The sequence below is a fragment of the Acinetobacter sp. ANC 3882 genome, assembly GCF_022549545.1.
GTDB lineage: Bacteria > Pseudomonadota > Gammaproteobacteria > Pseudomonadales > Moraxellaceae > Acinetobacter.
This window is the reverse complement of sequence record NZ_JAKZGB010000004.1, coordinates 86,502-111,079: the sequence shown is the minus strand read 5'-3', so window position 1 is coordinate 111,079 and position 24,578 is coordinate 86,502. Positions and strand designations below refer to the sequence as shown.

The window sequence follows — 24,578 nt, the reverse complement described above, 5'->3', positions numbered from 1 at the left end:
TTCCCCCTATTCAATAGAATACTCGCAGAGCGTAACGCCTGCGAGATTGTTCAAATTTGTCTAGGGGAAGATCAGCATTTATCGCTGGTCAAGCGGAACCCAATCAATCACCCAAGCAGATTTCATATTTAAGCTTTCATCCGTTGTGATTTTCTTACGCGTGTTATCTGCGGTATCACGATCTTTGGCTGGTCCAACCATAATACGAATCCCTTTCGAGGTCTGACTGGTCGTTACCTTGTAGCCCTTGGCACGTAATTTCGATACAACGGCGTCTGCATTGGCTTGGTTTGCAGCCAAAGCCACTTGTACCATCCACTTTTTGTCGCCATTTTCCATCAGATCGCGTGCTTTCTCTGCTTCAGCTTTCTTCTTGCTATCTTCGTCAGCTTTACGTTTTTTCTCATCAGCTGCTTTTTTGTCAGCTTCAGCCTTACGCTTATCTTCTGCTGCTTTTTTGTCAGCTTCGGCTTTACGTTTATCTTCAGCGGCTTTCTTGTCTGCTGCTTCTGCTTTACGCTTGTCTTCCACTGCTTTCTTATCAGCTTCAGCCTTACGTTTGTCTTCTGCTGCTTTTTTGTCAGCTTCGGCTTTACGTTTATCTTCTGCTAATTTCTTATCGGCATCTGACTTTTGTTGATCTGTTTTTTGCTGTTCAGCACGTTTCTTTTCATCTGCTTTACGCTTTTCATCCGCAAGTCGTTGAGCCTTGGCTTTTTCGTCTTCAACCAATTCTGGCGGAATATTATCCGAACTTTCTTGCGCTGCTGTACGACGCGCATTAATCGCTGCGTATTCTTCCGCTGCTTTACGTGCAGCTGCAGCTTCAGCCTGTTGCTGCATCTTTAAGAATTCAGCTGCACGTGCTTCTTGTTCAGCGACTGCTTTTTCACGTGAACGACGCTGCTCTTCCAATAAACGCTTTTCTGTTTCCACATCGACAGCCAATGGTTGTAATGACACCATTTCACTGTCTTGTGCTGGCTGTGCGGTTTTCGGTTTAGACTCAGTTTTGGGAATCGGATGAGTAACTGGAGCTTGCGTGTGATCTTGCTCAATTTCATCATTGCCCTTTAACAGCAATGCAGCTAATAAAACACCACCACCGAGTAGAACAACGCCGCCCATCCAACGTTGTTTGTTATTCATCGACATTCTTCTAAATACTCCCAGACCGCTTCTAAAGTATGAAACGAACCACAGACTAAAATCAGCTGATTGTTATTACTTTGTTTCAGCACAGTTTCAAACGCTTGCTGGATACTGCCAAACTCGTATACCTGTTGCCCTTGCAATGCATTATGTATCTGTTGCACTGGTGCGGCTCTAGGCACATCTAAGTTAGCAATAAACCAATCTTTTACTGTTGTTTTTAGTAAATCGGTGACAGAAGCAATGTCTTTATCTGCCAGCATGGAAAATACTGCAACAACGTCTGTGTACTGTTTATTGTATTTTAAGAATTTTCGCAACTGCTTCAATAAAAATTCGACGCCATGCGCATTATGCCCAGCATCAAAAATCACGGTTTTATCTTGGATCTGTCGTATTTCAAAACGGCCTTGTAAGCGTGCTTGCTGGATACCCGTTGCAATCGCTGCTTGCGAAACCTCAACACCACTCACCAATACAGCGGCAACTGCGGTAGATATATTATCTAGCGCAAGCTGTCCAATAGGCAGTTGTAATGTGGTTCCAGAAGACGCAAATGACCAAGTTTGGCCATCATCATTCAACTGATAAAAATAATCACGATTCAACGCATATAACTGGGCCTGAGTTTCAGCCACTTTATCTTGAATAGCTTGTGGTAATGTTTGTTGACCTGCAAAAACCACAGGAATATTCGGACGAATAATCCCTGCTTTTTCAAATGCAATTTTTTCGACCGTATCACCGAGCCAATCTACATGGTCTAAACCAATGTTGGTAATCACTGCGACATCAGGATCAATGACATTGACTACATCTAGACGACCACCAAGACCGACTTCAAGTACCCAAACATCACATTGTTGCTGTTTAAAAATAACAAAAGCAGCCAAAGTGGTTGCTTCAAAAAAAGATAAACTTAAACCACATTCACGTCGTGCCTGATCAACCAGAACAAAAGCATCAATCAGACTTCGATCATCAACCTCAGCACCCGCCAGCTTTACCCGTTCATTAAAGCGATAAATATGCGGTGATTGATATAGGCCAACCTTATAGCCCTGCGCATTTAAAATCGCAGCCAAGATCGTGGTGGTTGAACCTTTGCCATTGGTCCCAGCGACGGTAAACACTTTCGCTTGAGGCTGCATCACCCCGAGCTTTTCAGCAACGGGAATGACACGTTCTAAACCTAAATCAATGCCTGTAACATGAACATGGCCCCAATAATCGAGCCATGTTGTTAATGTATCTGTTGAATGTGGAGCGAGTGGTTTCAAGGTAAATTCATCAGCTTAGCGACAAGTCTGTATACAGTATCACGTAATGCATGACGATGAACGATCTGATCGACCACACCATGATCAAGCAAATATTCTGCACGCTGGAACGGTTCTTCCAGTTTTTCACGTACGGTTTGCTCAATCACACGCTTGCCTGCAAAACCAATCATCGCTTTCGGTTCAGCAATATGCACATCACCCAGCATCGCCAATGATGCAGTCACGCCACCATACACAGGATGGGTTAATACCACCAGATAAGGAACACGTGCTTCTTTCATTTTTTGGATTGCAGCTGCTGTACGTGCCATTTGCATCAAAGACAACATGCCTTCCTGCATACGTGCGCCACCAGAAGCAGCAAAACAGATCATCGGTTGATGCAATGCGATTGCACGTTCAGCCGCTTGTACAAAACGGTCACCAACGACGGTTCCCATTGAACCACCCATAAAGTCGAAGTCAAATGCACAAGCAATCAAGTCCAAACCTTTAAGTGAACCTTGCATCACCACAAGTGCTTCAGTTTCACCCGTTTTATCTTGCGCTTCACGCATACGATCTGGGTAAGGTTTGCTATCGACAAATTTTAATGGGTCTTTGGCACTAAATTCTTGCCCCAACTCACCATTCACTTGATCAAAGAACCAGTTCAAACGATCACGGGCACGCATACGTAAGTGTTCATCACATTGAGGACACACATAGGCATTAAATGACATTGCCGTACGCGTTACCAGTGCATGACACTCAGGACATTCAATCGTAGGCTCAGTAAAAGTCGATTTAAATATCTGCTGTTGATCTGCAACCTGAATACCAGGGACGTGACGATCAGTCCAAGGTGTTGAAGGGTTAAGAACCTTCCCTGACGTTAACTCTTGACTCATACTAACTCATCGAGCGCCGCTCGAAGCTCCTTCACTTTATTCACCGTCTGTTGCGCAGCTTCATCCGCTGGCAATGTCGCAAAAGATTTAACGAAAGCACTTCCTACAATAACGGCATCGGCAACTTGACCCATCGCTTTTGCAGACGCAGCATCACTAATTCCAAAACCGACGCCCACTGGCACATTGGTCTTAGACTTAATTTTTGCAATACGTGCTGCTGCTTCAGAAGTATCTAAAGTTGCTGCACCTGTCACACCCTTTAATGACACATAGTAAACAAAGCCACTGGCTTGATTCACCACATGCTGAATACGCTGGTCGGTTGAAGTTGGCGCAAGCAAGAAGATCTGATCCATTCCATTTTGTTTAAGAACTTCACCTAATTGCTTCGATTCTTCTGGTGGTAAATCCACCAAAAGGACACCATCAACACCACAGTCTTTCGCATAAGCAACAAACTTTTCATAACCAATCACTTCAACAGGATTTAAATATCCCATCAGTACCACTGGTGTTGTTTGATCTTTTTCACGAAAGGTTTTCACCATATCCAATGCATCAAGTGTATTGGTTCCACCTGCCAAAGCACGCTCAGCAGCTAAAGCAATCACAGGGCCATCCGCCATCGGGTCAGAGAATGGGAGACCCAATTCAATCACATCAACACCTGCTTCAACCATTTGATGAAGCAATGGAACAGTTACCTGCGGATGCGGATCACCTGCCATCACATAAGAAACAAGCGCTTTACGTTGCTGAGATTTAAGCTGTTCAAAACGAGTGGCAAGACGTGACATAGGATTATGCTTTCCTGATTTATATAAATTAAGGAGTTGTTTGTAGTCATACAAAAACACTGCATTGTAACGCTATTTTTTGTTCATTGAACAGAGTTTGACGTGATTGAGACAGTGAATCTTGCTACTTACAACAGCCTTGCTACATTTATCTATATTTTGAGTTTTTTCTCAATGATCAAAGCTTCCTAATTTTGGCCTGATCACACTGCATTTTAGAAATGAGCCAAGCTCCTTTATACTAGCCGCAATTTTTAAGTTTTCTTTTTATTTTTATGTCTGCCCACCTTCAGGAAAAAGTACAAAGCAATGCTCTTGCTTTGCTACCGCTATTGGTATTTTTGATCATCTTTCTCGGGAGTGGTGTCTATCATTCAATAATCGGAACAGAATTTGCCTTTTATCAGATCAAAGCACCTGTGGCCGCGATTCCAGCCGTGATTTTGGCGCTGTTGCTATACAAACAAAAACTCAATGCAGCAATTGAAGAATTCTTACACGGTGCCAGCCATCCCAATCTAATCTTAATGTTTATGGTCTTTATGCTGGCAGGGGCTTTTGCCAGTGTATCCAGTGCGATTGGCAGTGTCGATGCAACCGTACAGCTCGGACTCTCACTGATTTCAGCTGAGTATGTGTTACCCATGCTGTTTATCATTGCAGCATTTATTGCAACCGCAATGGGAACCTCTATGGGTACCATAGCGGCCTGTGCACCGATTGCCTTTGGTTTCGCCCAAGCCACTGATATTGCACCTATCTATGCGATTGGTGCTGTAGTTGGTGGTGCCATGTTTGGCGATAATTTATCGATGATCTCCGACACCACGATTGCGGCAACACGTAGCCAAAATGTTGAACTTCGAGATAAATTTAGAGTCAATATCTGGATTGCATTCCCCGCGGCTATCATTACTTTAATGGTTTATATTTCAATGAGCCATCAAGCAGAAGCGATTCAATCAACCCCTTATGATATCTGGCTGATTCTGCCCTATTTGGCAGTATTTTTTCTTGCTTTTACCCGTTTACATGTTCTTGCCGTGCTGATGATCGGTGTGATTTTATCGGGCTTGATGGGACTGATTGAAAAGCCAGACTTTGACTTACTCAAGTTAAATAGCGCGATTTATGATGGTTTTGTCAGTATGTTTGAGGTGGCATTACTTTCCATGTTATTGGGTGGATTATCGACTTTGATGCAAAAAGAAGGCGGTTTGCAGTGGTTGATTCAACGTATCTATGCCATTACTCGCCTGTTTAAATTCGGCAAACAACGTGCAGGTGAATTCGGTATCAGTTTTCTGGTGGTCTTCTCGAATTTATTTGTGGCCAATAATACCGTCGCGATTATTCTCTCTGGCGATATGGCGCGTGAAGTGGCTAAAGAATATGGCGTTGACCCCAAGCGTAGTGCTGCGTTACTCGATATTTTTTCTTGTGTAGTTCAGGGAATGATCCCCTACGGCGCGCAGTTACTACTTGCCTGTTCGATTGCCAAACTCTCACCCGTTGAATTGATTGGCAATATCTACTATTGCTGGATTCTTGCGATTTGCGCAGTCCTTGCCATCGTCTTTAATTATCCACGGTTAAAAAACCAATAGGAAGTTTGAGTTACTGATCAAATCCCACTCTCAATAACGCTTTAATTTAGACAAGAATCTACTATCGTGATAGGCGACATGGATGTCGCCCGTTGGACTGCGGTAACATGGACGTACCGTCAGTCCGACAGAGGATTTTTGTTACTTTTCATCCCTGAAAAGTAAGGAAAATATCAAACCCATCTGATTATTCATCAATTAAACAACCTTAGTTAAACTCACTTATTAATTAAAAGTTTGATTAGCAGTCTGATCTAAAATCTAAAGAGATTTTAAAAACTGCTTGGGAGTAACTCCTGTCCAACGCTTAAACGCCCGTCCAAACGCGCTCTGATCTGCATAATTAAGCCGCTCCGCAATCTCAGAAAAAGACTTACCTTGTTGCAAATACAGCTTACTTTGCTCCAAACGATACTGATCCAGCACATCCTGAAAATTCAGTTCATAGGCTTTAAGTTGACGTTGTAAAGTTCGCTCTGAACAATGCAGACGCTTAGCGACATAACTTTGCAACACCTCTTCCTGCTGCACTAAGCCTTGCTCAATAAAGCTATGTATCTTCTGACGAAACTGCTGCTGCTGAACCTCAAAAGAACTGACACTGTTCAATGACTGTTGTGCCTGAGTAGATAACACATGGTTCAATTGCAGATCTGCGGCAATACTTTTTGCCTTCAAAATTTGATTGGAAAAGCGGATGGCATATTGCCCCTGCTGAATTTGAATCGGACAGCCATAAAATTTTTCAAAATGATAAAGTGCAGTATGCGGTGCATAACCAAATTGAATCATCTGAGGGGGAACCAAGGCATCTTGCACGATCGATTGTGAAATTTTAAAGATCAAGGCCAGATTCAACTCATACATTTCCCGATAATCACTGTAGGATGCACTCCAAACGATTTGAATATATTCAGAAAATTGTTGTACATCGAGCTGCTCTAAATTGGTCTGTTTAAATACCAAAGAATAATAACGTTGTAATAATTGCAGAGCTTGCTGTAGATCGATACTGGTCGATGCCAAATAGCCCATTAATCCCAGATCTTGTAAGTTGGCATGTTCCGCCAGTACCAACGTAATTGGACGAGTAAAGTGCGGCTGAGCAGCCTGTAGCAATAAGGCATAACGTTCAACATCAAAGTCTTTTTCATCTGGATTTTCTAAACAGGCTTGAAAGGCTTGCCAAAGTTCAGGCGCAACAACTTTAGACAAATCAATTTGTTCCTGTTGTAAAACACGATTAAACAATCGCAAATATCCAATGATTATTTTAACTGACATACGCCAATCTCATCCTGATCTGTCGTTATTTGTATAAAACTTGGCTGTAACTGTCAAAACATTTCATCGGAGTTTTTTCATACTGAGTTCATGAAGAAAAACAAGGAATAGTCAAGATGAATGCACATGTTTCCTATCAAGTTGATCCTGTGGTGAGAACAAAGTTGGACTTCCATCTCGATCAGGCACCACGCTTCTGGTTTGGGGGAGACCCGTTCCGTACCCGTATGTTTGATGCGCTCAGCCTAACCTTTCCTGATGGCGAGCGTTATTTTATTGAATCTGTCCGTTTATTCCGTGACAAAATTGATGATCCAGACTTACAGGAACGTGTCGCTGATTTTATCCGTCAGGAAGCACAGCATGGCATTGCACATGACAAAATGAATCAGGTCATGAAAGATCAAGGCATGCCGGTGGATCAATTCACCACCCGCTTAAAGAAAATTTTTAGATTTGAACTTAACAATCGTTCTCCCCAATACAACATTGCCATGACCGCAGCAGCCGAGCATTTAACCGCACTGATGGCAGATACGTTTTATAGTAAAAAAGAAACGTTGGCAGAAGCAGATCCTTTTGTCCGTGCACTTTTTGCTTGGCATGCAATTGAAGAAATGGAACATCGTGATGTGGCATTTGATGTGATGCGAGAAGTTGGTGAAGTGCCAGAAGCAACCCGTCGTTTTGCCTTGGTCTTTACCACAGTAATGATGTTTGGTTTTACTTTATATCGTACCGATGTGATGCTCAAAACTGATGGTTTCAACTTGAGACAACGTTTTGATATGGCACGTAAAGGCTTGCCGTGGTTCTTTGGTCGTAACGGTATTTTGACTGCGAAAAGAGCGCAATATAGTGACTGGTTTAAAAAAGATTTCCATCCAAATCAACACCCTGTTATTCGCCAGTATGATGTCTGGATTGATACGTTAGCTAAAACCAATGATCCTATTGCGGCCGGTGAAGCTTTTTGGCAAGCAGGGCTTTAGTTCATTGCCCATAAAAAAATCCCCTTTCGATTGAGGGGATTTTTTTATTTCCGTTGTTACCACTTCGCGTAATGTTGTTCTAACAAACCATATTGGCTATCTAATGACACTAATTCGACCTGTTCATGGGCAATCGTCCCCCTAACTTTGGCTTGCCATTGATTAAACTGACTGCCAATCAAACGCAAGTTAATATTCTCAAAACGACACCAACCTGTTTCCACTACTAGATTTAAACATCCACCCAAAGAACGAATCGACCAAGTGTTTTCATTTTGCTGTTCAAATAGAACATCTGTCAGTGGATACAAACGGCCATTGACCCACAAGGCATTTTCATTACCAAAACTTTCATTGACCCCAGATGCAAGATTCAACCCAATCCGACGATCCTGTGCATCACGAAACTGGCAAGATAGCCAGAACCAAGCCGTTTCAGGTCGCAGAAAACCACAGGTATCATCTAAAGCTGCAAGGCTGTGTGCATTGAATTCGATCTGTTGTTGATCGGGACTGATAAAGAACCCTTCAACTGCCAGCGTGGTTTGCTTCTGGGTATAGGTCCAACCATTAATCCCTGTCGGGCTGCATAAACTAAGTGCATCCGTGCCCGCACAAAAAATCCGTGCTTTTAACTGGATTTCGCCATGTTTAGTCACTTGGATATAACGCACGCCATTGGCATGTTGCATATCGAATTGATAGGCTGATTTCTTAAAATGGCTTTGACTAAATAACGGTTGCTCATCAAGCTGTGTTTTAAATGCCAATGGCTGAATCGCATTCCACTCAATCACTTTTTGAGTTTGATGATCATAAACATAAAAGAAACCATGTCCTGCCCAAGATAAATCAACAATCGCCACGCCAATGCTGTAATGCTCATGTTGCAAACCACAGAATTTAAATTTCTTATATTTAAGCTGTTTGCGCCAGCCTTTAAGTATCTGCCCATAAGGCGTTTTATAGATATAGTCCTCCAAGTTAATCCGCGAAGGTACTTGATCAAAACGTCCATAACGAGGTTGACCATTGGCTTGTATCAAATCCATTTTATATTCCATGATTGCTAGGTCGCATCTATGCCAATAATAGACGGTAAGTGATCAAATTTACTACTATTTTTATATTTTAAAATACCCCGTACTTCACATTTTATCCGAATAAGCCAAGCCCCTAACGAACTTTTTTAGCTCATCATTTCATCAAAAATTCATACAGAAGTTTTATTTTAAAAACAATCTTATACCACTCGATCAAAAAAACATGATGACTCAACAATTATTAAAAGCAAATGTACTCTGTCTCATGATGCTGTCTTTAACGGCGTGTAATGATGACAATAATGATAACGAAGTACCAACGCCAGAACGCAAAAACCAAAGTATCAATATCCTCGCCTTCAATGATTTTCACGGTAATCTGGAGCCACCAAAACGCTTTATCGAAGCAGATGATCCAAGCGATAGTAATAAAACAGTACGTATTCCTGTCGGTGGGGTCAGTTACTTTGCAGATGCGATAAAAAAGTTACGCTCCCAATACCCCAACAATGCTGTGGTTTCAGCAGGTGACTTGATTAGCGCCTCCCCCCTCACTTCATCGCTGTTTTTAGATGAGCCGACCATCGAGACGATGAATGATATCCAGATTGATTTCAATGCGGTGGGTAATCATGAATTCGACCGTGGAACCGATGAACTTCGTCGTTTGCAAAATGGTGGCTGTCAGCAATTCACCAGTGCCAAACCGTGTCAAATTAATAAAGAATTTCCTGGCGCTAAATTCAATTTCTTGGCTGCCAATGTCTCGATGAAGGCGGATCCAAACAAAACCTTATTCCCTGCTTATAAAGTCAAAACCTATGGTGGTATTCCTGTTGCCTTTATTGGCATGACCTTGAAAGCGACGCCAAGCATTGTGTCGGCTGCGGGTATTAAAGATGTCAACTTTAATGATGAAGCGGATACGGTGAATGCCTTAATTCCAGAGTTAAAGAAACAAGGCATTGAAGCGATTGTGGTGGTGGTGCATGAAGGTGTTGCACCAAGTACCAAATTTAATAAAAAAACCTGTGATGGTCTCAGCGGTCCGTTACTCGGGATCCTTGATCGTTTAGATCCTGCGGTTGATGTGGTCGTTTCTGGTCATACGCACCAATCTTATATTTGTGATTACTCAACCAAGAATCCACAAAAACCGTTCTTACTAACGTCTGCGGGACAATATGGCACGGCGATTACCAACATCCAATTAGAACTAGATGGCAAAACGGGTAATGTCATTAAAAAAGATGCCAAACAAGTTCCGATTCAAAGTGAAGCCTATACCTCTGGCTCAACCACAGTGAACTTAACTGATCTATATGAGAAGTTTAATAAAACGCCAAGCATTGAAGCGATCCTTGATAAATATCGTCAAGCTGTCACTACCATTTCGGCACGCGTGGTGGGTACAGCCAACGGTGTCATTAATCGTAATGCAACAGAAAGTGGTGAAAGCGCACTCGGTAATTTAATTGCCGATGCACAACAAGCCATGGCTTTAACTGCGAGTAATCAAGGTTCAGACTTTACCCTGATGAATCCGGGTGGTGTTCGTGCCGACTTATTGGTGAATAGCAGTAATCAGATCACTTTTGGTGATGTCTTTACAGTACAGCCATTTGGCAATTCGATTGTGACGCTAAGCCTAACAGGCAAACAGATTCGCGATGTGTTAGAACAGCAATGGTCTGGCGCCAATACAGCCACGGTACGTATCTTACAGCCGTCTAAAGAGTTCAGTTATTCCTATAAGAAAGACAATTCGACTTCACCACGTGCCAGCAATATTTTAGTTGCAGGACAAGCTTTAAATGATACGAAGGTTTATCGTGTTACCGTAAACAGCTTCCTTGCCGATGGTGGTGATAACTTTACGGTATTAAAAGAAGGTAAAAATCCTATCGGAGGTGGGCAAGATATAGATGCACTAGAAAAATATGTGTCTCAGTATTCTCCATTAACTGCACCAAAAACAGATCGAATCAAATTACTGCCATAAGCTGTATCTATAATGAAAATAGGGAAGCCACTGCTTCCCTATTTTCATTTCATATTGGATTAATCCAAAGTCAGATAGGTATTTTCCCAAATTGTGGGGCTAAACTCGCCTTGAACCAAATGGATATAACGCCCTGCAACATGATCTATCGGAAGACAATCATCAACATCTACGACACGATCCGTATGCGGCTTATCCCAGTGTTGCTCAATAAATTGTTTACCCAACTGTTTTGCAGTCACAGCATCAGACGCAACGACAAGATGATAGCGATGTAACTCACCAAATGCATCTGGTGTATATCCACCCAAATTTATTAAATATAGTTTTGGATCAGACGCTGATGGTGCAGCGTCTGAGAACTGAATTTGATAATTCACACCTTGCGACTGCACACCTGTAAGCTGTGCCCAAGCATCAATATGTAAACCTTTGAGTTCACCAAACCAAGCCTGTTTCAACTGTGGTGCAAGCTCTGGCAATGTCTCACCAATCGCCATCACCACATCATGTACTTCCATATTGGCTTTGGCATGTCGACCACCCAACATCACCATAAACAAACTTGGCATAGGAACAGCTTACATCTCGACCATTTCAACGCCATCAATGCGTGCAACCGTCATTAAATCTTTATCACCACGACCTGAAACCGTGGCAATAATGATTTGATCTTTCGACATGGTTGGTGCCAGTTTAGTGACATAAGCCATGGCATGTGAGCTTTCAAGCGCAGGAATAATCCCTTCGATCTGCGTTAAATCACGGAAACCTTGCAGCGCTTCATCATCATTGATCGGCACATATTCCACACGGTTCATATCTTTTAAGAAACTGTGCTCAGGACCTACACCTGGATAATCCAAACCAGCTGAAATACTATGTGTTTCAATGATCTGACCTTGCTCATCCGACATCAAATAAGTACGGTTGCCATGTAATACACCCACATGTCCTGCATTTAATGGCGCAGAGTGTTTGCCTGTTTCAATGCCAAAACCTGCCGCTTCAACACCGTACATTTTCACATCCTGATCATTCAGGAATGGATAGAACAAGCCCATCGCATTTGAACCTCCACCCACACACGCCACTAAAGCATCAGGCAAACGTCCTGCTTGATCTTGGATTTGCTGGCGAGCTTCACGACCAATAATCGACTGGAAATCACGAACGAGTTGTGGATATGGATGTGGACCTGCCACTGTACCAATCACATAATAGGTACTATCGACATTGGTCACCCAATCACGCATCGCCTCGTTCATGGCATCTTTTAAGGTTTTTGAACCACTTTGTACTGGTACAACCGTCGCGCCCAACAAACGCATACGATATACATTCATGGCCTGACGTTTCACGTCTTCAGCGCCCATATACACCACACATTCCATACCCAAACGTGCTGCAATGGTCGCCGTCGCCACACCGTGCTGACCTGCTCCAGTTTCCGCGATGATGCGCTTCTTACCCGAAAGTTTTGCCAATAAAGCCTGACCAATGGTGTTATTGACCTTATGCGAACCCGTATGGTTTAAGTCTTCACGTTTCAGGTAAATTTGCGCACCGCCGAGGTGCTGAGACCATCGCTCAGCATAATAAAGCGGACTAGGACGACCAACATAGAACGCAAGATCACGATCAAACTCTGCCAAGAATTGAGCATCATTCTTCATACGACCATAAAGACTTTCGAGGTCTTCAAGTGCAGCCATCAGCGTTTCTGATACAAAACGTCCACCATGAATACCGAAATGCCCTTGCGCATCTGGAAACTGGGTGTAATCAATAACCTGATTTTCTTGATTAGAGTTTTGCTGATCCACGTTGGACTCCTTGCATAAATTTTTCAATGAGTTGTTGGTCTTTTATACCTTTTGCGGATTCGACGCCTCCGCTGACATCCACAGCAAAAGCTGCTGTAGTATCAATAGCTTCACTCACATTTTCAGGGGTTAATCCGCCTGCCAAAATTAGTGGAATATTGAGTTGGGGGAATTGCTCCCAATCAAAGCGATGCCCTGTACCGCCTTTCAGTTCAGGATGCCATGCATCTAATAAAACTGCACTGGCACCCGCTGCTTGATAGCGCTGGATTTCAGCCACAACATCTAAATCGGGTTTAACCTGAATAGCCTTATACCAACGGCGTTTGCATTGTGCTGCAATTAATTGGCATTGTTCTGGCGTTTCATCGCCATGTAGTTGTAATACATCCAAAGGAACTGAATCAAGCACCGTTTGAATTTCTTCAGCGCTTGCGTTTACAAATAAGCCTACCAACTGTACATAAGGAGGAACTTGTTGTGCCAATATTTGAGCGTGTTCAATGCTGACATGACGTGGGCTTGGCGGAAAAAATACAAAACCGATTGCATCTGCACCTGATTGTACAACTGCATGAATATCTTGTACTCGGGTAATTCCACAAATCTTGGCGCGGGTTCGCATCTGGCTTTGGCGCATGAGCTGTCCAATTTAAACTGAATATTTTTGAAACTCTCGCATTGTAATGCAATTTGACCCACTTTGGGCAAAGTTCATTCTGAAATGCAATTGTTTAAAAAACGTTATCACTTTATACTTTGCGTAATCTTGCAACAAGTCTAAAGCAAATTCTTTTGCTTATAGGGAAGTTGGTGGAATTCCAACACTGCCCTCGCAACGGTAACACCGAATCACTCATCTTAGCTCAACGCCAAATCACTGCATCGGTATGATGTGGGAAGATGATGAGTAACATCATTTATTTGATGATTATAGTGGAGTCCGGAGACCTGCTTGTTGCGTATTTCCACATTATCATTCACGAAGGGTGAATGTCTGGAGCGACATCATGTCTATTGCTTTTCAACCGACTCGTTTAGTTGGTGCTATCGCTATTGCGATGGGGTTTTCTTCACCTGCTTTTGCTCAAGATCAATCAAGCGATAAAACTGCGACGCTAGATACGATTGTTGTCACGGCATCAAAAACACCTGAATCAATTAAAAACGTGCCAGCACGTATTAATATTATTGAACCAAAAATTCTAGAGCAATCTCCAATTGCTGCTTTACCACAGCTACTACAAACAGATGCATCTATTAATATGGTGCAAACAGGCGGTTATGGTCAATCAGCATCAATTTTTACACGTGGTACGAACTCAACACATACACTTGTTTTACGTGATGGCGTTCGTTTAAATACAGGCTCATTAGGAGCTGCGTCATTACCCTTTATTGATACAACAGACATCAAACAGATCGAGGTTCTAAAAGGGCCGGCCTCTGTTTTATACGGAACCGATGCAATTGGTGGCGTCGTACAACTGATTTCCAAAACACCTGAAAAAACTTCGGCATTTGTGACAGGCGAAATTGGTGAGAATAATACATATAAATCAATTCTAGGCGCTGACTTAGCAGAAGATGGTTTCTATGCACAAATTCGTGGGCAACGCTTAGAGTCTGATGGAACTCAGGTAACTGACTTTAAAAATAGTAATGTAAAAACTGGATCTTATGACCAGAAAGGTTTTAGTGCAAAAATTGGTGTCGAAAAAGAGCAATATGCGGCATCTTTAGATTATGCACAAAACAAAGGTAATTCAATGTATGTTAAAGACATTTTTGATGAAAACTTTGCACTAATTGGATTAAAAAACGTAGCTCAAGATTTTAAAAATGAAATTATTAATCTTAAGGGACGTGTGAATGTGACAGACACTGTGTCTGTAAACGCCCGTTTGTCTCAATTTAAAGATGATCTTGCGCAAAGAAATAGTTCAGACTTTATTAATAATAAGACACAGGAAGCTGAACTTTCAACGAAATGGCAGTTTACACCACACCAAAACATTATGGTTGGCGTTGCCCATCAAAAAACTGAAACAGATCTATTATCTATCAGTGACTGGAGTACGGTTGATTACTTAAAAGATGTCAACAGTACAGGCTATTTTATTCAACACCAATATAAAGACGAGAAGTTAAATACCCAAGCAGGTCTACGCGTTGAAGACCATAAAACCTTTGGTACACATACTGTAGGCCAATTAGCCGCACGTTACCAAATTCTGCCTGCTACTAGTGTCTATAGTAATATTGGAACTGCATTTCGTGCACCGAGCAATAATGATCTCTATGCTATTGGTTGGGGAGCTAACCCAGACTTAAAACCAGAAGAAAGTGTTTCTTATGAAATCGGTGTAGATCAAAATCTTACCGACAATCTTACAGTTGGCTTATCTGCTTATCGCAATGAAGTAGATAACTTAATTACGTGGGAAAATAGTCATAATATCAACAAAAAAGAAGCAACGTTTACAGGTGGTGAGCTTAATCTAAACTGGGCTCAAGATGATTTATTGCTAAACCTTGGTTATGCTTATGTTCAACCAAAAGATAAGGAAACTGACAAAGACTTAGCCCGTCGACCACGTCAAAGCTTGACTTTAACCGCAGGTCTACAAAATGAAGTCTATGGCATTAGTACGTCACTATCTGCAAAATCAAAGCCTAGAGACAATTCAAAAGTTGGAGGTTATGCCACTGTAGACGTAAATGCTTATTGGAATATCAATCCTAATATTAAAGTATTTACCAATATTCAAAACATAGGTGATGTTCAATATGAAACTGCGGCTTATGGCAGTGGTTATTACTACATCAACGGTGGTCGCTTAGCTTCTGCGGGTGTCACATTCCGTTATTAATCACGCGCTAAAATAATAAAAATATTTTCTTAACTCCAGTTTCGGGGTAATGTTCTGACCGACATTATCCCCTTTTTATTTTCAGGATCAGAGAAACAGAACTATGGGACATCGTTTAAGTAAAATCTATACACGTACAGGTGACTCAGGCACGACAGGTCTGGGAGATGGCTCACGTGTTGCCAAAGATGATTTGCGTATTGCTGCGCTAGGTGATGTCGATGAACTCAATGCAACCATTGGTGTGCTTCGTGCACAAATCAGTGCCAGCCAAGTTGAAAATAAAGCTGAGTGGGATAAAAGCTTAAGTCTTATTCAACACTGGCTGTTCGACTTAGGCGGCGAAGTATGTATTCCAAGTTATCACTTACTTCAACCTGTATGTATTGAGTTTCTAGAAAAAGAAATTGATCACATGAATGAATCTTTACCGATGTTGAAAGATTTCATTTTGCCATCAGGTAGTTTGGCATGCAGCTATGCACATCAAGCCCGTGCTGTCTGCCGTCGTGCTGAACGTGCTTTATTATCAGTACATAATCGCGACCAAAACATTCAGGCAACCGCATTACAATTACTCAATCGCTTGTCAGACTGGCTATTTGTTGCCTCACGTGCTCTGCAACGTGCTGAAGGTGGTAGCGAAGTGCTTTGGCAAAAAAATATTAACGACAGTATCGATCAAGCATAACTTTTCAATAAGGCAGAAACGAATGCGAATTATTGGTCATCGTGGTGCACGTGGTGAAGCGCCTGAGAACACTTTAGGTGGTTTTCGCTATTTGCACGATTTAGGTGTGCGTGCAGTCGAATTTGATGTGCGACAACTGAAAGATGGTCAATTGGTGGTCATCCATGATGATGACTTTGTCCGTACCGCTGGCCGATCGCAACAGGTTGAAAGCTGTAGTTTATTCGAAGCTCAGCAATTCGATCATCGCCATCAATGGCAAGCATGGGCTTTTGAAGAATACACACCAAGCCTGCCGCATGTTTTGGATTGCCTTACTGACTTTGAGCATATTGAAGTAGAAGTCAAAGCGGTTACAGATGATACCGCAGCTGAACGCTTAATTCATCAGTTACATCAAGATTTGAAGGGCTTTGAAAAAACGGCAACCATTACCAGTTTTGATATCAAAATTTTGGCGGCCTTACAACAACATCAGAGCTCATTTAAACGTGGGCTGCTGGTTGAAATTCCAATTGGGGAATATGCGATTGAACTTGCTCAGCAATATGGCTGCTGTCAAATTGGTTGGGGAGATGTACTGGCGACAGATGAAATTATTCAGCGTACCCAGCAGGCGAATCTTGAAATCAGCGTCTGGACGGTCAATGAAGTTGAACGTGCCAAGCACCTACAGCAATTGGGTATTCAGGGTTTAATTACCGATCTACCCACTACGATGTTACAGCATTTGAAGTAAAAAAAAGGCGGAATAAATTCCGCCTTTTTTTATGTTATTTTTTACGTTGTGCCTGAATGAGACGTTGTCCTTTCGCATCTAATAAATATAAATTTGCGCCATCTAACTGAAAACGTTCAACCCGTTGAATCGCATCCATCAAATCCGCCTCTTGCGCCAAAGCACGGTTACAGCTTTGATGTTGTGCCATCACATCAAAATCCAGTTTACGTTGAGCGAAATCATATTTATAACGACCATAAATATTGTTGCAGCCTGTATGACCCGTCACCATTTTTGAGGCAGAGTTGAGCAAGAAACTCGGATACTGGTTAAAGAACAATGCTCGCTTGCCCTGAATCGTTGTAATCTGCCATTCGACATCCTGAACACCATCTGTACTCTTACGCACTTGCATTGCCGGTGGCTGAGTTACTCGCTTGGGCTGCAAGGTGTTTTTTTGTACGGGTTTCGGCTGACTTTGGCAGGCAGCAAGCATGATTGCTGCAGAGAATATTAAAGTTTTGTTAAAAAATGCCTTCAAAGAAAAAATAGGATTTTTCACGATAATTTGCTCAGACATTGATTTATTTCACCTTTTAATTCATTGATTAATTGTACAAATGAATTCTGTTACTGTTCTTTCGATACAACTGTAGAATAATGCTAGTGCTATTTGATTTGGACATGCTAATATCGGTGATAAAATAGCAATATATCGTCATGATTGGTTTTGCTATCTCGTTTAGTTTTATTATCTTGTGCAAACAAGGTTTTTAGGAGCGCTGACGGATATGACTTCCGCCCCACTCAAAAAAGCACCCATTAACTGGACTGCTAGCATTACCTTAATTGGAACACCAATTCTTGCTGCTATATTAATTCCTTTGTACGCCTATTATTATGATTTTAGTGTAAGTGCATGGGTGAGTATGGTTTTCCTATTGGCACTTAGTAGCCTAGGAATTACAGCAGGTTATCACCGTCTTTGGGCACACCGTGCTTATGAGGCGGCATTACCGCTTAAAATTTTACTCATGATTGGCGGCACCTTTGCTGTTCAAAACAGTATTCTATTCTGGGCTTCAGGTCATCGTACCCATCACCGCCATGTCGATGATGTTGATGAAGACCCGTATTCAATCAAACGTGGCTTTTGGTATGCACATTTAGGTTGGATGATTCGCGATCACTCTCCATCTAAACCAGATTTTAAAAATGCACCTGATTTGCTGAATGATAAATTAGTGATGTTCCAACATAACTACTATGTCCCAATGGTGATCGCAGTTCACGTGGGTGTATTAGGCTTAATTGGTTGGGCAACTGGCGATATCTGGGGTGTAATCCTACTCGGTGGTCTATTACGTTTGATCATCAGCCATCATGTCACCTTCTTCATCAACTCACTGTGTCATATGTGGGGCAAACGTCCTTATACCGATGAAAATACGGCGCGTGACAACTTTGTCTTGGCTATTTTCACTTGGGGTGAGGGCTACCATAACTACCACCACATTTTCCAATACGACTATCGTAATGGAGTGAAATGGTGGCAATATGACCCAACCAAATGGTTAATTTGGACCAGCTCAAAGCTAGGTTTAGCTAAAAATTTACGTCGTATTCCAAGCTTTAATATCAAGAAAGCTGAACTTGCGATGAAGTTTAAATATGCTGAACGTGACTTGGCGATTTATGGTCATGATGTAAATACCGACATCGTGCAAATGAAACAACGCATTGCACAAGAATATGAAGCTTTCACCCATACCTTAAATGATTGGGCAAAGTTAAAAGAGCAAGAGCTTCAAGCGAAAAAAGCAGCGATGGCTGAAAAAATCCATCAAATGGATCACAAACTTAAAGTTGATTTCCAATTGCTTGAACATCGCTTAAGTCACCACCGTGAATGTTTAGAAACCTTGATGCGCAACATCAAAAAAGCGCCTGTTTCTGAATAAAACATAGTTGTGAAAAATGGTCTCTTTAGAGGCCATTTTTTATGTCTACAGATCGTGTTCCCTGCTCCCAACCATTCACTCTTTCACCGTTATATTTGCTATAGTCATGATTCAGCTCGACACGATGTTTCAGTTATGCAATTCAATCCTCGCTATGCTTCCCTCAATTCCAAGCTCTATCACCAACAACAGCCGAGTCCGTTGCGTGGTGCCAAAGCAGGTCATTTTAATGAAGCACTCGCCAATGAATTGCAGTGGAGCGAAGAAGATAAAGCCAACTGGGTTGAAATCTGTAGCGGACAAAAAACCTTTGCTGAGTTTCCTCCTCTCGCCATGGTTTATGCAGGGCATCAATTTGGACAATGGGCGGGACAACTCGGTGATGGTCGAGGTTTATTGATCGGGCAAATCCTGAAACAGCATGGTGAAACCATTGATCTCCATCTCAAAGGTGCAGGCTCTACCCCCTATTCACGCATGGGTGATGGTCGTGCTGTACTACGTTCCGTGATTCGTGAATATTTAGCGGGACATGCATTAAATGCTTTGGGTGTTACATCCAGTCATGCCGTGGGTTTCACAACCTCGACTCAGGGCGTACAGCGCGAAACCTTAGAACTGGGTGCAATGCTATTACGTACTTCCGAATGTCATATCCGTTTAGGTCATTTTGAATGGATCAATCAATACGCACCTGAGCTCTTAGCTGAATTCACCCAAAAATGTATCGAATGGCATTATCCACAATGTTTAGATGCTGAAAACCCAATACTCGCTTTTGCCGAAGCCGTGATTGAGCGAACCGCCATCATGATTGCCAAATGGCAATTGGTTGGTTTTGCGCATGGGGTCATGAATACCGACAATTTAAATATTACTGGCTCAACACTGGACTTTGGCCCGTACGGGTTTATGGAACGATTCCGCCCAAATTGGATCAACAACCATTCCGATTACCAAGGTCGTTATACCTATCAAAACCAGCCGAGTATCGGACACTGGAATCTATGGACATGGCTAAATAATTTGATTCCTTTAGCATCAGCTGAGGATAAAGAACAATTCAAACTCAACTTAGCGACTTGCTTAGAAAAATTTGAACCCAGCTTCTTACACCATTATGGCCAAGGTCTATGCCAAAAGATGGGGCTACCAGCGTTTCATAAAGACAGTCTCGATTGTAGTTTTGCCTTTCTTGGAATTTTGCAAACTGAACAACTGGATTACACCCAGAGCTTTCTTCGCTTGCAACAGCAGGATTACAAGGCATTGAGAGATGATTGTATTCATGTACAGCAATTTGATGATTTCCTGACACGCTATCAAAACATCCGACAACATCAAGATACTGATGAATTAAATCGAACCATGCAGCAAGTCAATCCACAGTATATTCTGCGCAATCATATGGCACAGAAAGCCATTGAGCGTGCAGAGCGTGGTGATTTTAGTGAGGTTGATCGTCTATTTAAGCTATTGAATCAGCCTTATCAAAAGCAACCTAATTTAGAAACGGAACAAGATACTGCACCTTTACCAAGCGATGTACCTGAGGTCATGGTGAGTTGTTCATCTTAATTTTGAATCGTTTTGGCTCCCTTGCAACGCTATCGCGACTCAGGGCGTATTCATTTTAAAAGAAGAAAATAATGAAAATTGGATTACTTGTTGTAGCTGCAATTCTGGTGATTTTATTGGGGTTGGCTTTTTACCAATATGGTAAATTTTTGCCGACCCTGATCTTCCCCCACAAAGCGCTTTCAGCCGAAGAAATCCAGCAACTGAAACAAAGTAAACCCGTCACATCAATTGAGGTCTTTAAAAGCAAGCGCATTCTGCAATTGAAACATCAACAAGAAGTCATTCGCAGCTATCCCATGCGGTTAGGCTTTGATCCCATCGGACACAAACAGTTTGAAGGTGATGGTAAAACCCCGGAAGGTGTTTATTCTATCGATTGGCGCAATCCACAGAGTGCGTATTACAAGTCTTTGCACATCTCCTATCCCAACCAAGAAGATAGTGCTTATGCGAAACAGCATCAGCGTTCGGCAGGTGGCGATGTCATGATTCATGGCAGTGTGCCAACACAAGCAACCTCGATACCTACAAGTGCACGCTATATGCCACGTAAAGACTGGACCTTAGGTTGTATTGCGGTGACCAATTCTGATATGGATGAAATATGGCAACTGGTCTCCGATCATACCTCTATTATTATTCATCCATAATGAGTTAAACGTTTAGGCTGGCTTTGCGGATAAAGGCAGTGATTAAACCGAGCAAGGCTTATTCAGGGGATAAGTTATATAAAGAGAATTGATCTTAATTAGACTCCCAAGATCATCACAACCTTTTGTAAAGTAATGTAATATTTTTGGATGAATAAGATGTCAATTTCTCACTTAACAACCTAACAGCAGATAATTTCTACAAAATCTTTGCGAAACTATCCACATTTTCTGTGGATAACGCTGTGGTTATCCACAGGATAACGTAAACTCAATTACTCATCAGGATATTCAAAGCGATATCCAACCCCATAAACTGCTTGAATCCACTCATGGCGATTACCGGTATCCGCAGCTTCAGTAATTTTACGGCGCAGGTTTTTAATATGACTATCAATCACACGGTCCGCGACATCAAAGCTATCTGGATTGATATGGTCGAGCAATTGTGCACGTGAATACACTTGACCTAAATGTTCTAAAAACAACTCCAGCAAACGGAATTCGGTTGGTGTCAACGTCAATGCTTTTTGTTGATACCAAATCCGTTGTTGTGCTTTATCAATACGGAACAAATCATTTTGTTCAGGCTCAGCTTTACGCTCCAAACGACGTAAAACAGCTTGCACACGGGCAACCAATTCTTTTGGACTAAATGGCTTACAGATATAGTCATCTGCGCCCATATTTAAGCCTAATACACGGTCAATTTCCTCAGTACGAGCGGTGACCATAATGATCGGCAGATCAGACTGCTCACGTACTTTACGGCAAACGGTCAAACCATCCATGCGTGGGACCATCAAGTCTAAAATCATCAAACTTGGTTTACGTTGCTGAAACTGAGCATAAGCATCTTGACCATCATGGAACATACTGACTTCAAACCCAGCAGCTTCTAAATAGTCACGAACCAACTGTGCGAGTTCAACTTCATCTTCAACCAACATAATATGTTTCATGGTCTTCATCCTATCCATCATCCCCATCAAAGAGGATTTAAAAGTTATTTAATCTGTTTTGGAAACGTCAGTACACAACGCAATCCACCCAAAGGTGAATGGTCAAAAGTCAGTGAACCACCTAAAGCCTGTGCCAGTTTACATGACAAAGCCAAGCCTAAACCGGTACCGCCCGTACTTCGGGTACGCGAATCATCGACACGATAGAAACGCTCGCCTAAGCGTGAAAGCTGCTCATCATTCACACCCAATGGACTATCATCCACATACATTATCCATTGTTGCTCATTTTGTTGAGTGTGAATCTGTATTTTTCCACCTTGCTCGGTATAGCGAACACAGTTACCCAGCAAATTGACAATAATCTGTTTAAAACGATCTCGGTCTAAAGATAGGACAGCACCTTCTCCAGACAATGTTACCTCGAGTTGGTTTTGCTCAAATGTAGATCTAAAGTTTTCAACTTCTTGCAGCACGACATCCCACGGGTTGACATCAGCAAAATAGCACTTCAGTTGTTGTGCATCAGCTTGTGCCAAATCAGCCAAGTCCTGAGTCAACTTTTTCAGGCTGCTGACCTGACGCATCATGGCATCGAGATGTTCAGGTGTGGCTTTACGAATGCCATCCTGCATCGCCTCGATCTGTGCCTGCAAGACCGCCAATGGTGTTTTTAATTCATGTGAGGTATCAGATACCCACTGACGGCGCGATTCTTCATGATGATGCAAGATATCAGCCAAATGGTTGAGCTGATTGGACAAATCACCTAATTCATCATTCCGTCTGATCTTCACTTGATGCTGATAATTACCGCGCGTGAGTTCGCGAGTTGCGTTCAGCAAACGCTGAATCGGTTTTTTAAAATAAGTCGCCATTAGCAAGGCAGCAACCAGACTTGAAAGTACGGTAAGTGCATAGACCAAAAGTAAATAACGTTTCTGATTGCTAAAGAAATTAATACTCGATGCATCATCCTGATCTAAAACAGGCTTCAATCCTAAATAGCCAACCACCTTTTGCCCTACGATAATTGGACGGAAAGCAATTTGATCCGTTGCAGGTTCGCCCACAATAAATTGCTGTTTTTCATCATATAAAGATAAACGCGAGCTTAGGCCCAACCGATCAGGAATCGAGACAAAACGCTTTTTGCCATGTTCTGCAGGCGTATTCAGTTTGTTTTCTTGCTTAGCGTCATTACTCTCTTTCTTCAAACGGAATTGACTTTGACTTAAAGGAAAACGCAAACCTTCAAAGGGCTGATATTCTGAAGGCAAATTCTGTTTCAGGATTTTTAATTCTTCATCATTAAAGATTTGGCGGTTTTTGATTTCGACATTATTTTGCGCCAAGGTTGGAGACAGGCTTAACAAGGTATGGTCATTAAAATAACGTTGCTGCAAGGCAATATCATACTGACGACGCAGCCACCATTGTGACAATCGATCATAGTCGTCAGGGGCTGCACTTCCCTCAATTTGTAGAATCTGTGCCTGAATCGCATTGCCCCAGTCATGGTAAACCGTATAGACATTGCCTAAGTTCGCAATTAAACGGTCCAGTTTCTGCATTTCAACATCGGCCACATAACGTGCAAAGTTCTTTTGCATGGTCCAATGCAACACCCCCAAGCTAATCGTAGCAATCAGCAAGGTCGTAAGTAATACCGTTAAAAACAAACGTAAGGCTAAAGGTACGCGACGAACATTCAAAAGCAGATTCTCAATAGTGTTCTATTTGTGGATTGTAACCAACATGGTCGAAAAAAACTCTCCATTGTTTCTTCATCTTTATTATCTAATCTTTAACCATCAAATCAACACTGACAATGCTGGATAAAACAATGAACAAGACAAAAATCGTAATGATGACCACCCTACTCGGTTCTGTTTTAGGTTTGGCTGCCTGTCAATCGACGACGCCAGCAGAACAGTCGATGAACCGTGACCACCACCGCCATAATATGCAACGCGCGCCCCTAACACCAGAGCAACGTGCTGAATGGCAAGCAAAACGAGAGCAACGCCTAGAGCAGCGCGAACAAATGCGCCAAGAACATCAAGCACAACGCGCTCAGATTGAACAAGCTTGCCAAGGGAAACGTATTGGTGATCGTGTGAATATTCAATGGAATAAGCGCGTAATTGAAGGCACCTGTGAAGTTCGTTTCACCCCAGACAAATCACAATTCAAGCGTCAAGCCAACCCAACAACTTAATTCCCCATCTTCCTCATCGGCGCTTTTATAGCGCCTTTT

Annotated in this window: 22 protein-coding genes and 1 riboswitch; of the genes, 10 read left to right on the top strand and 12 right to left on the bottom strand. The window is 42.2% G+C overall.

The genetic code is table 11. The annotated features are described in order from the left end of the window. Positions 1–78: 78 nt before the first annotated feature. Genes MMO42_RS09785 through trpA form a run of 4 tightly spaced genes read right to left on the bottom strand, consistent with a single transcriptional unit; the run spans position 79 to position 4,125 of the window. Positions 79–1,155: an SPOR domain-containing protein gene (locus tag MMO42_RS09785; protein ID WP_241320387.1), complete on the bottom strand. Its 1,077-nt coding sequence runs from the start codon at positions 1,153–1,155 to the stop codon at positions 79–81. Continuing rightward, positions 1,146–2,432, bottom strand: coding sequence for a bifunctional tetrahydrofolate synthase/dihydrofolate synthase (folC, locus tag MMO42_RS09780; RefSeq protein WP_241320386.1), 1,287 nt, complete (start codon positions 2,430–2,432; stop codon positions 1,146–1,148). The genes MMO42_RS09785 and folC overlap by 10 nt, the downstream gene beginning before the upstream one ends. Beyond that, entirely contained in the window at positions 2,429–3,325 is an 897-nt protein-coding gene (gene accD, locus MMO42_RS09775; RefSeq protein WP_005296685.1) for an acetyl-CoA carboxylase, carboxyltransferase subunit beta, read from the bottom strand. The genes folC and accD overlap by 4 nt, the downstream gene beginning before the upstream one ends. Then, positions 3,322–4,125, bottom strand: coding sequence for a tryptophan synthase subunit alpha (gene trpA, locus MMO42_RS09770; protein WP_005149961.1), 804 nt, complete (start codon positions 4,123–4,125; stop codon positions 3,322–3,324). The genes accD and trpA overlap by 4 nt, the downstream gene beginning before the upstream one ends. 275 nt (positions 4,126–4,400) lie before the next feature. Between trpA and MMO42_RS09765 the strand changes: the two genes are divergently transcribed. Next, positions 4,401–5,732, top strand: coding sequence for a Na+/H+ antiporter NhaC family protein (locus tag MMO42_RS09765; RefSeq protein WP_241320385.1), 1,332 nt, complete (start codon positions 4,401–4,403; stop codon positions 5,730–5,732). A 261-nt stretch (positions 5,733–5,993) separates the two neighbouring features. Here the strand turns inward: MMO42_RS09765 and MMO42_RS09760 are convergent, their stop codons facing one another. Next, on the bottom strand, positions 5,994–7,016 hold the full coding sequence (locus MMO42_RS09760) for an AraC family transcriptional regulator (protein WP_241320384.1): 1,023 nt from the start codon (positions 7,014–7,016) through the stop codon (positions 5,994–5,996). Between the two features lie 116 nt (positions 7,017–7,132). Between MMO42_RS09760 and MMO42_RS09755 the strand changes: the two genes are divergently transcribed. Further along, positions 7,133–8,008: a metal-dependent hydrolase gene (locus MMO42_RS09755; RefSeq protein ID WP_241320383.1), complete on the top strand. Its 876-nt coding sequence runs from the start codon at positions 7,133–7,135 to the stop codon at positions 8,006–8,008. 56 nt (positions 8,009–8,064) lie between these two features. Here MMO42_RS09755 and MMO42_RS09750 read toward each other — a convergent pair whose 3' ends face one another. Continuing rightward, positions 8,065–9,060, bottom strand: a complete 996-nt coding sequence (locus MMO42_RS09750) for a DUF2804 domain-containing protein (protein ID WP_241320382.1) — start codon at positions 9,058–9,060, stop codon at positions 8,065–8,067. Between the two features lie 217 nt (positions 9,061–9,277). On the opposite strand from MMO42_RS09750, the gene MMO42_RS09745 reads away from it, so the two are divergent. After that, positions 9,278–11,053: a bifunctional metallophosphatase/5'-nucleotidase gene (locus MMO42_RS09745; RefSeq protein ID WP_241320536.1), complete on the top strand. Its 1,776-nt coding sequence runs from the start codon at positions 9,278–9,280 to the stop codon at positions 11,051–11,053. Between the two features lie 59 nt (positions 11,054–11,112). Here the strand turns inward: MMO42_RS09745 and MMO42_RS09740 are convergent, their stop codons facing one another. The 3 genes from MMO42_RS09740 to MMO42_RS09730 are packed head-to-tail and all read right to left on the bottom strand — an operon-like array spanning position 11,113 to position 13,519. Further along, positions 11,113–11,625, bottom strand: coding sequence for a DUF1543 domain-containing protein (locus MMO42_RS09740; RefSeq protein ID WP_241320381.1), 513 nt, complete (start codon positions 11,623–11,625; stop codon positions 11,113–11,115). Between the two features lie 9 nt (positions 11,626–11,634). After that, positions 11,635–12,879 carry a tryptophan synthase subunit beta gene (trpB, locus tag MMO42_RS09735; protein ID WP_241320380.1) on the bottom strand — a complete coding sequence of 415 codons (1,245 nt, stop codon included), beginning with the start codon at positions 12,877–12,879 and terminating at the stop codon, positions 11,635–11,637. Continuing rightward, the gene (locus tag MMO42_RS09730) at positions 12,860–13,519 is read right to left on the bottom strand and encodes a phosphoribosylanthranilate isomerase (RefSeq protein WP_241320379.1); all 660 of its coding nucleotides are present in this window, start codon (positions 13,517–13,519) and stop codon (positions 12,860–12,862) included. The genes trpB and MMO42_RS09730 overlap by 20 nt, the downstream gene beginning before the upstream one ends. A 119-nt stretch (positions 13,520–13,638) precedes the next feature. After that, positions 13,639–13,853: riboswitch (cobalamin riboswitch) on the top strand. Positions 13,854–13,889: 36 nt separating this feature from the next. Here MMO42_RS09730 and MMO42_RS09725 point away from each other — a divergent pair. The 3 genes from MMO42_RS09725 to MMO42_RS09715 all read left to right on the top strand — a co-directional run bounded on the left by MMO42_RS09725 (position 13,890) and on the right by MMO42_RS09715 (position 17,182). Next, positions 13,890–15,752, top strand: a complete 1,863-nt coding sequence (locus MMO42_RS09725; RefSeq protein WP_241320378.1) for a TonB-dependent receptor — start codon at positions 13,890–13,892, stop codon at positions 15,750–15,752. 103 nt (positions 15,753–15,855) lie between these two features. Continuing rightward, entirely contained in the window at positions 15,856–16,443 is a 588-nt protein-coding gene (locus MMO42_RS09720; protein WP_241320377.1) for a cob(I)yrinic acid a,c-diamide adenosyltransferase, read from the top strand. Positions 16,444–16,465: 22 nt separating this feature from the next. Continuing rightward, entirely contained in the window at positions 16,466–17,182 is a 717-nt protein-coding gene (locus MMO42_RS09715; protein WP_241320376.1) for a glycerophosphodiester phosphodiesterase, read from the top strand. A 34-nt stretch (positions 17,183–17,216) separates the two neighbouring features. Here MMO42_RS09715 and MMO42_RS09710 read toward each other — a convergent pair whose 3' ends face one another. Further along, positions 17,217–17,744, bottom strand: coding sequence for an META domain-containing protein (locus tag MMO42_RS09710; RefSeq protein WP_241320375.1), 528 nt, complete (start codon positions 17,742–17,744; stop codon positions 17,217–17,219). 211 nt (positions 17,745–17,955) lie between these two features. Between MMO42_RS09710 and MMO42_RS09705 the strand changes: the two genes are divergently transcribed. The 3 genes from MMO42_RS09705 to MMO42_RS09695 all read left to right on the top strand — a co-directional run bounded on the left by MMO42_RS09705 (position 17,956) and on the right by MMO42_RS09695 (position 21,356). After that, positions 17,956–19,125, top strand: coding sequence for an acyl-CoA desaturase (locus MMO42_RS09705; RefSeq protein WP_241320374.1), 1,170 nt, complete (start codon positions 17,956–17,958; stop codon positions 19,123–19,125). Positions 19,126–19,260: 135 nt separating this feature from the next. Then, positions 19,261–20,703 carry a protein adenylyltransferase SelO family protein gene (locus MMO42_RS09700; RefSeq protein ID WP_241320373.1) on the top strand — a complete coding sequence of 481 codons (1,443 nt, stop codon included), beginning with the start codon at positions 19,261–19,263 and terminating at the stop codon, positions 20,701–20,703. A 71-nt stretch (positions 20,704–20,774) separates the two neighbouring features. Beyond that, positions 20,775–21,356: a L,D-transpeptidase family protein gene (locus MMO42_RS09695; RefSeq protein WP_241320372.1), complete on the top strand. Its 582-nt coding sequence runs from the start codon at positions 20,775–20,777 to the stop codon at positions 21,354–21,356. A 275-nt stretch (positions 21,357–21,631) separates the two neighbouring features. Here MMO42_RS09695 and MMO42_RS09690 read toward each other — a convergent pair whose 3' ends face one another. Both MMO42_RS09690 and baeS read right to left on the bottom strand, forming a co-directional pair. Then, positions 21,632–22,318 (bottom strand): response regulator, encoded by a 687-nt coding sequence (locus MMO42_RS09690; RefSeq protein WP_241320371.1) that lies wholly within the window; start codon positions 22,316–22,318, stop codon positions 21,632–21,634. Between the two features lie 44 nt (positions 22,319–22,362). Next, positions 22,363–24,033, bottom strand: a complete 1,671-nt coding sequence (gene baeS, locus MMO42_RS09685) for a sensor histidine kinase efflux regulator BaeS (protein WP_241320370.1) — start codon at positions 24,031–24,033, stop codon at positions 22,363–22,365. Between the two features lie 131 nt (positions 24,034–24,164). On the opposite strand from baeS, the gene MMO42_RS09680 reads away from it, so the two are divergent. Then, a complete protein-coding gene (locus MMO42_RS09680; RefSeq protein WP_241320369.1) occupies positions 24,165–24,539 on the top strand; it encodes a heavy-metal resistance in 375 nt (124 codons plus the stop codon). Positions 24,540–24,578: the final 39 nt, after the last annotated feature.

Excerpts from the sequence above, each read along its gene's own strand:
- trpA (WP_005149961.1), bottom strand. The coding sequence starts at position 4,125 with ATGTCACGTCTTGCCACTCGTTTTGAACAGCTTAAATCTCAGCAACGT.
- MMO42_RS09705 (WP_241320374.1), top strand. The coding sequence starts at position 17,956 with ATGACTTCCGCCCCACTCAAAAAAGCACCCATTAACTGGACTGCTAGC.
- MMO42_RS09690 (WP_241320371.1), bottom strand. The coding sequence starts at position 22,318 with ATGAAACATATTATGTTGGTTGAAGATGAAGTTGAACTCGCACAGTTG.
- MMO42_RS09755 (WP_241320383.1), top strand. The coding sequence starts at position 7,133 with ATGAATGCACATGTTTCCTATCAAGTTGATCCTGTGGTGAGAACAAAG.
- MMO42_RS09700 (WP_241320373.1), top strand. The coding sequence starts at position 19,261 with ATGCAATTCAATCCTCGCTATGCTTCCCTCAATTCCAAGCTCTATCAC.
- MMO42_RS09680 (WP_241320369.1), top strand. The coding sequence starts at position 24,165 with ATGAACAAGACAAAAATCGTAATGATGACCACCCTACTCGGTTCTGTT.
- MMO42_RS09730 (WP_241320379.1), bottom strand. The coding sequence starts at position 13,519 with ATGCGCCAAAGCCAGATGCGAACCCGCGCCAAGATTTGTGGAATTACC.
- MMO42_RS09785 (WP_241320387.1), bottom strand. The coding sequence starts at position 1,155 with ATGTCGATGAATAACAAACAACGTTGGATGGGCGGCGTTGTTCTACTC.
- MMO42_RS09725 (WP_241320378.1), top strand. The coding sequence starts at position 13,890 with ATGTCTATTGCTTTTCAACCGACTCGTTTAGTTGGTGCTATCGCTATT.
- MMO42_RS09710 (WP_241320375.1), bottom strand. The coding sequence starts at position 17,744 with ATGTCTGAGCAAATTATCGTGAAAAATCCTATTTTTTCTTTGAAGGCA.
- MMO42_RS09695 (WP_241320372.1), top strand. The coding sequence starts at position 20,775 with ATGAAAATTGGATTACTTGTTGTAGCTGCAATTCTGGTGATTTTATTG.
- MMO42_RS09715 (WP_241320376.1), top strand. The coding sequence starts at position 16,466 with ATGCGAATTATTGGTCATCGTGGTGCACGTGGTGAAGCGCCTGAGAAC.
- MMO42_RS09720 (WP_241320377.1), top strand. The coding sequence starts at position 15,856 with ATGGGACATCGTTTAAGTAAAATCTATACACGTACAGGTGACTCAGGC.
- MMO42_RS09765 (WP_241320385.1), top strand. The coding sequence starts at position 4,401 with ATGTCTGCCCACCTTCAGGAAAAAGTACAAAGCAATGCTCTTGCTTTG.
- accD (WP_005296685.1), bottom strand. The coding sequence starts at position 3,325 with ATGAGTCAAGAGTTAACGTCAGGGAAGGTTCTTAACCCTTCAACACCT.
- MMO42_RS09740 (WP_241320381.1), bottom strand. The coding sequence starts at position 11,625 with ATGCCAAGTTTGTTTATGGTGATGTTGGGTGGTCGACATGCCAAAGCC.
- MMO42_RS09750 (WP_241320382.1), bottom strand. The coding sequence starts at position 9,060 with ATGGATTTGATACAAGCCAATGGTCAACCTCGTTATGGACGTTTTGAT.
- MMO42_RS09745 (WP_241320536.1), top strand. The coding sequence starts at position 9,278 with ATGACTCAACAATTATTAAAAGCAAATGTACTCTGTCTCATGATGCTG.
- MMO42_RS09760 (WP_241320384.1), bottom strand. The coding sequence starts at position 7,016 with ATGTCAGTTAAAATAATCATTGGATATTTGCGATTGTTTAATCGTGTT.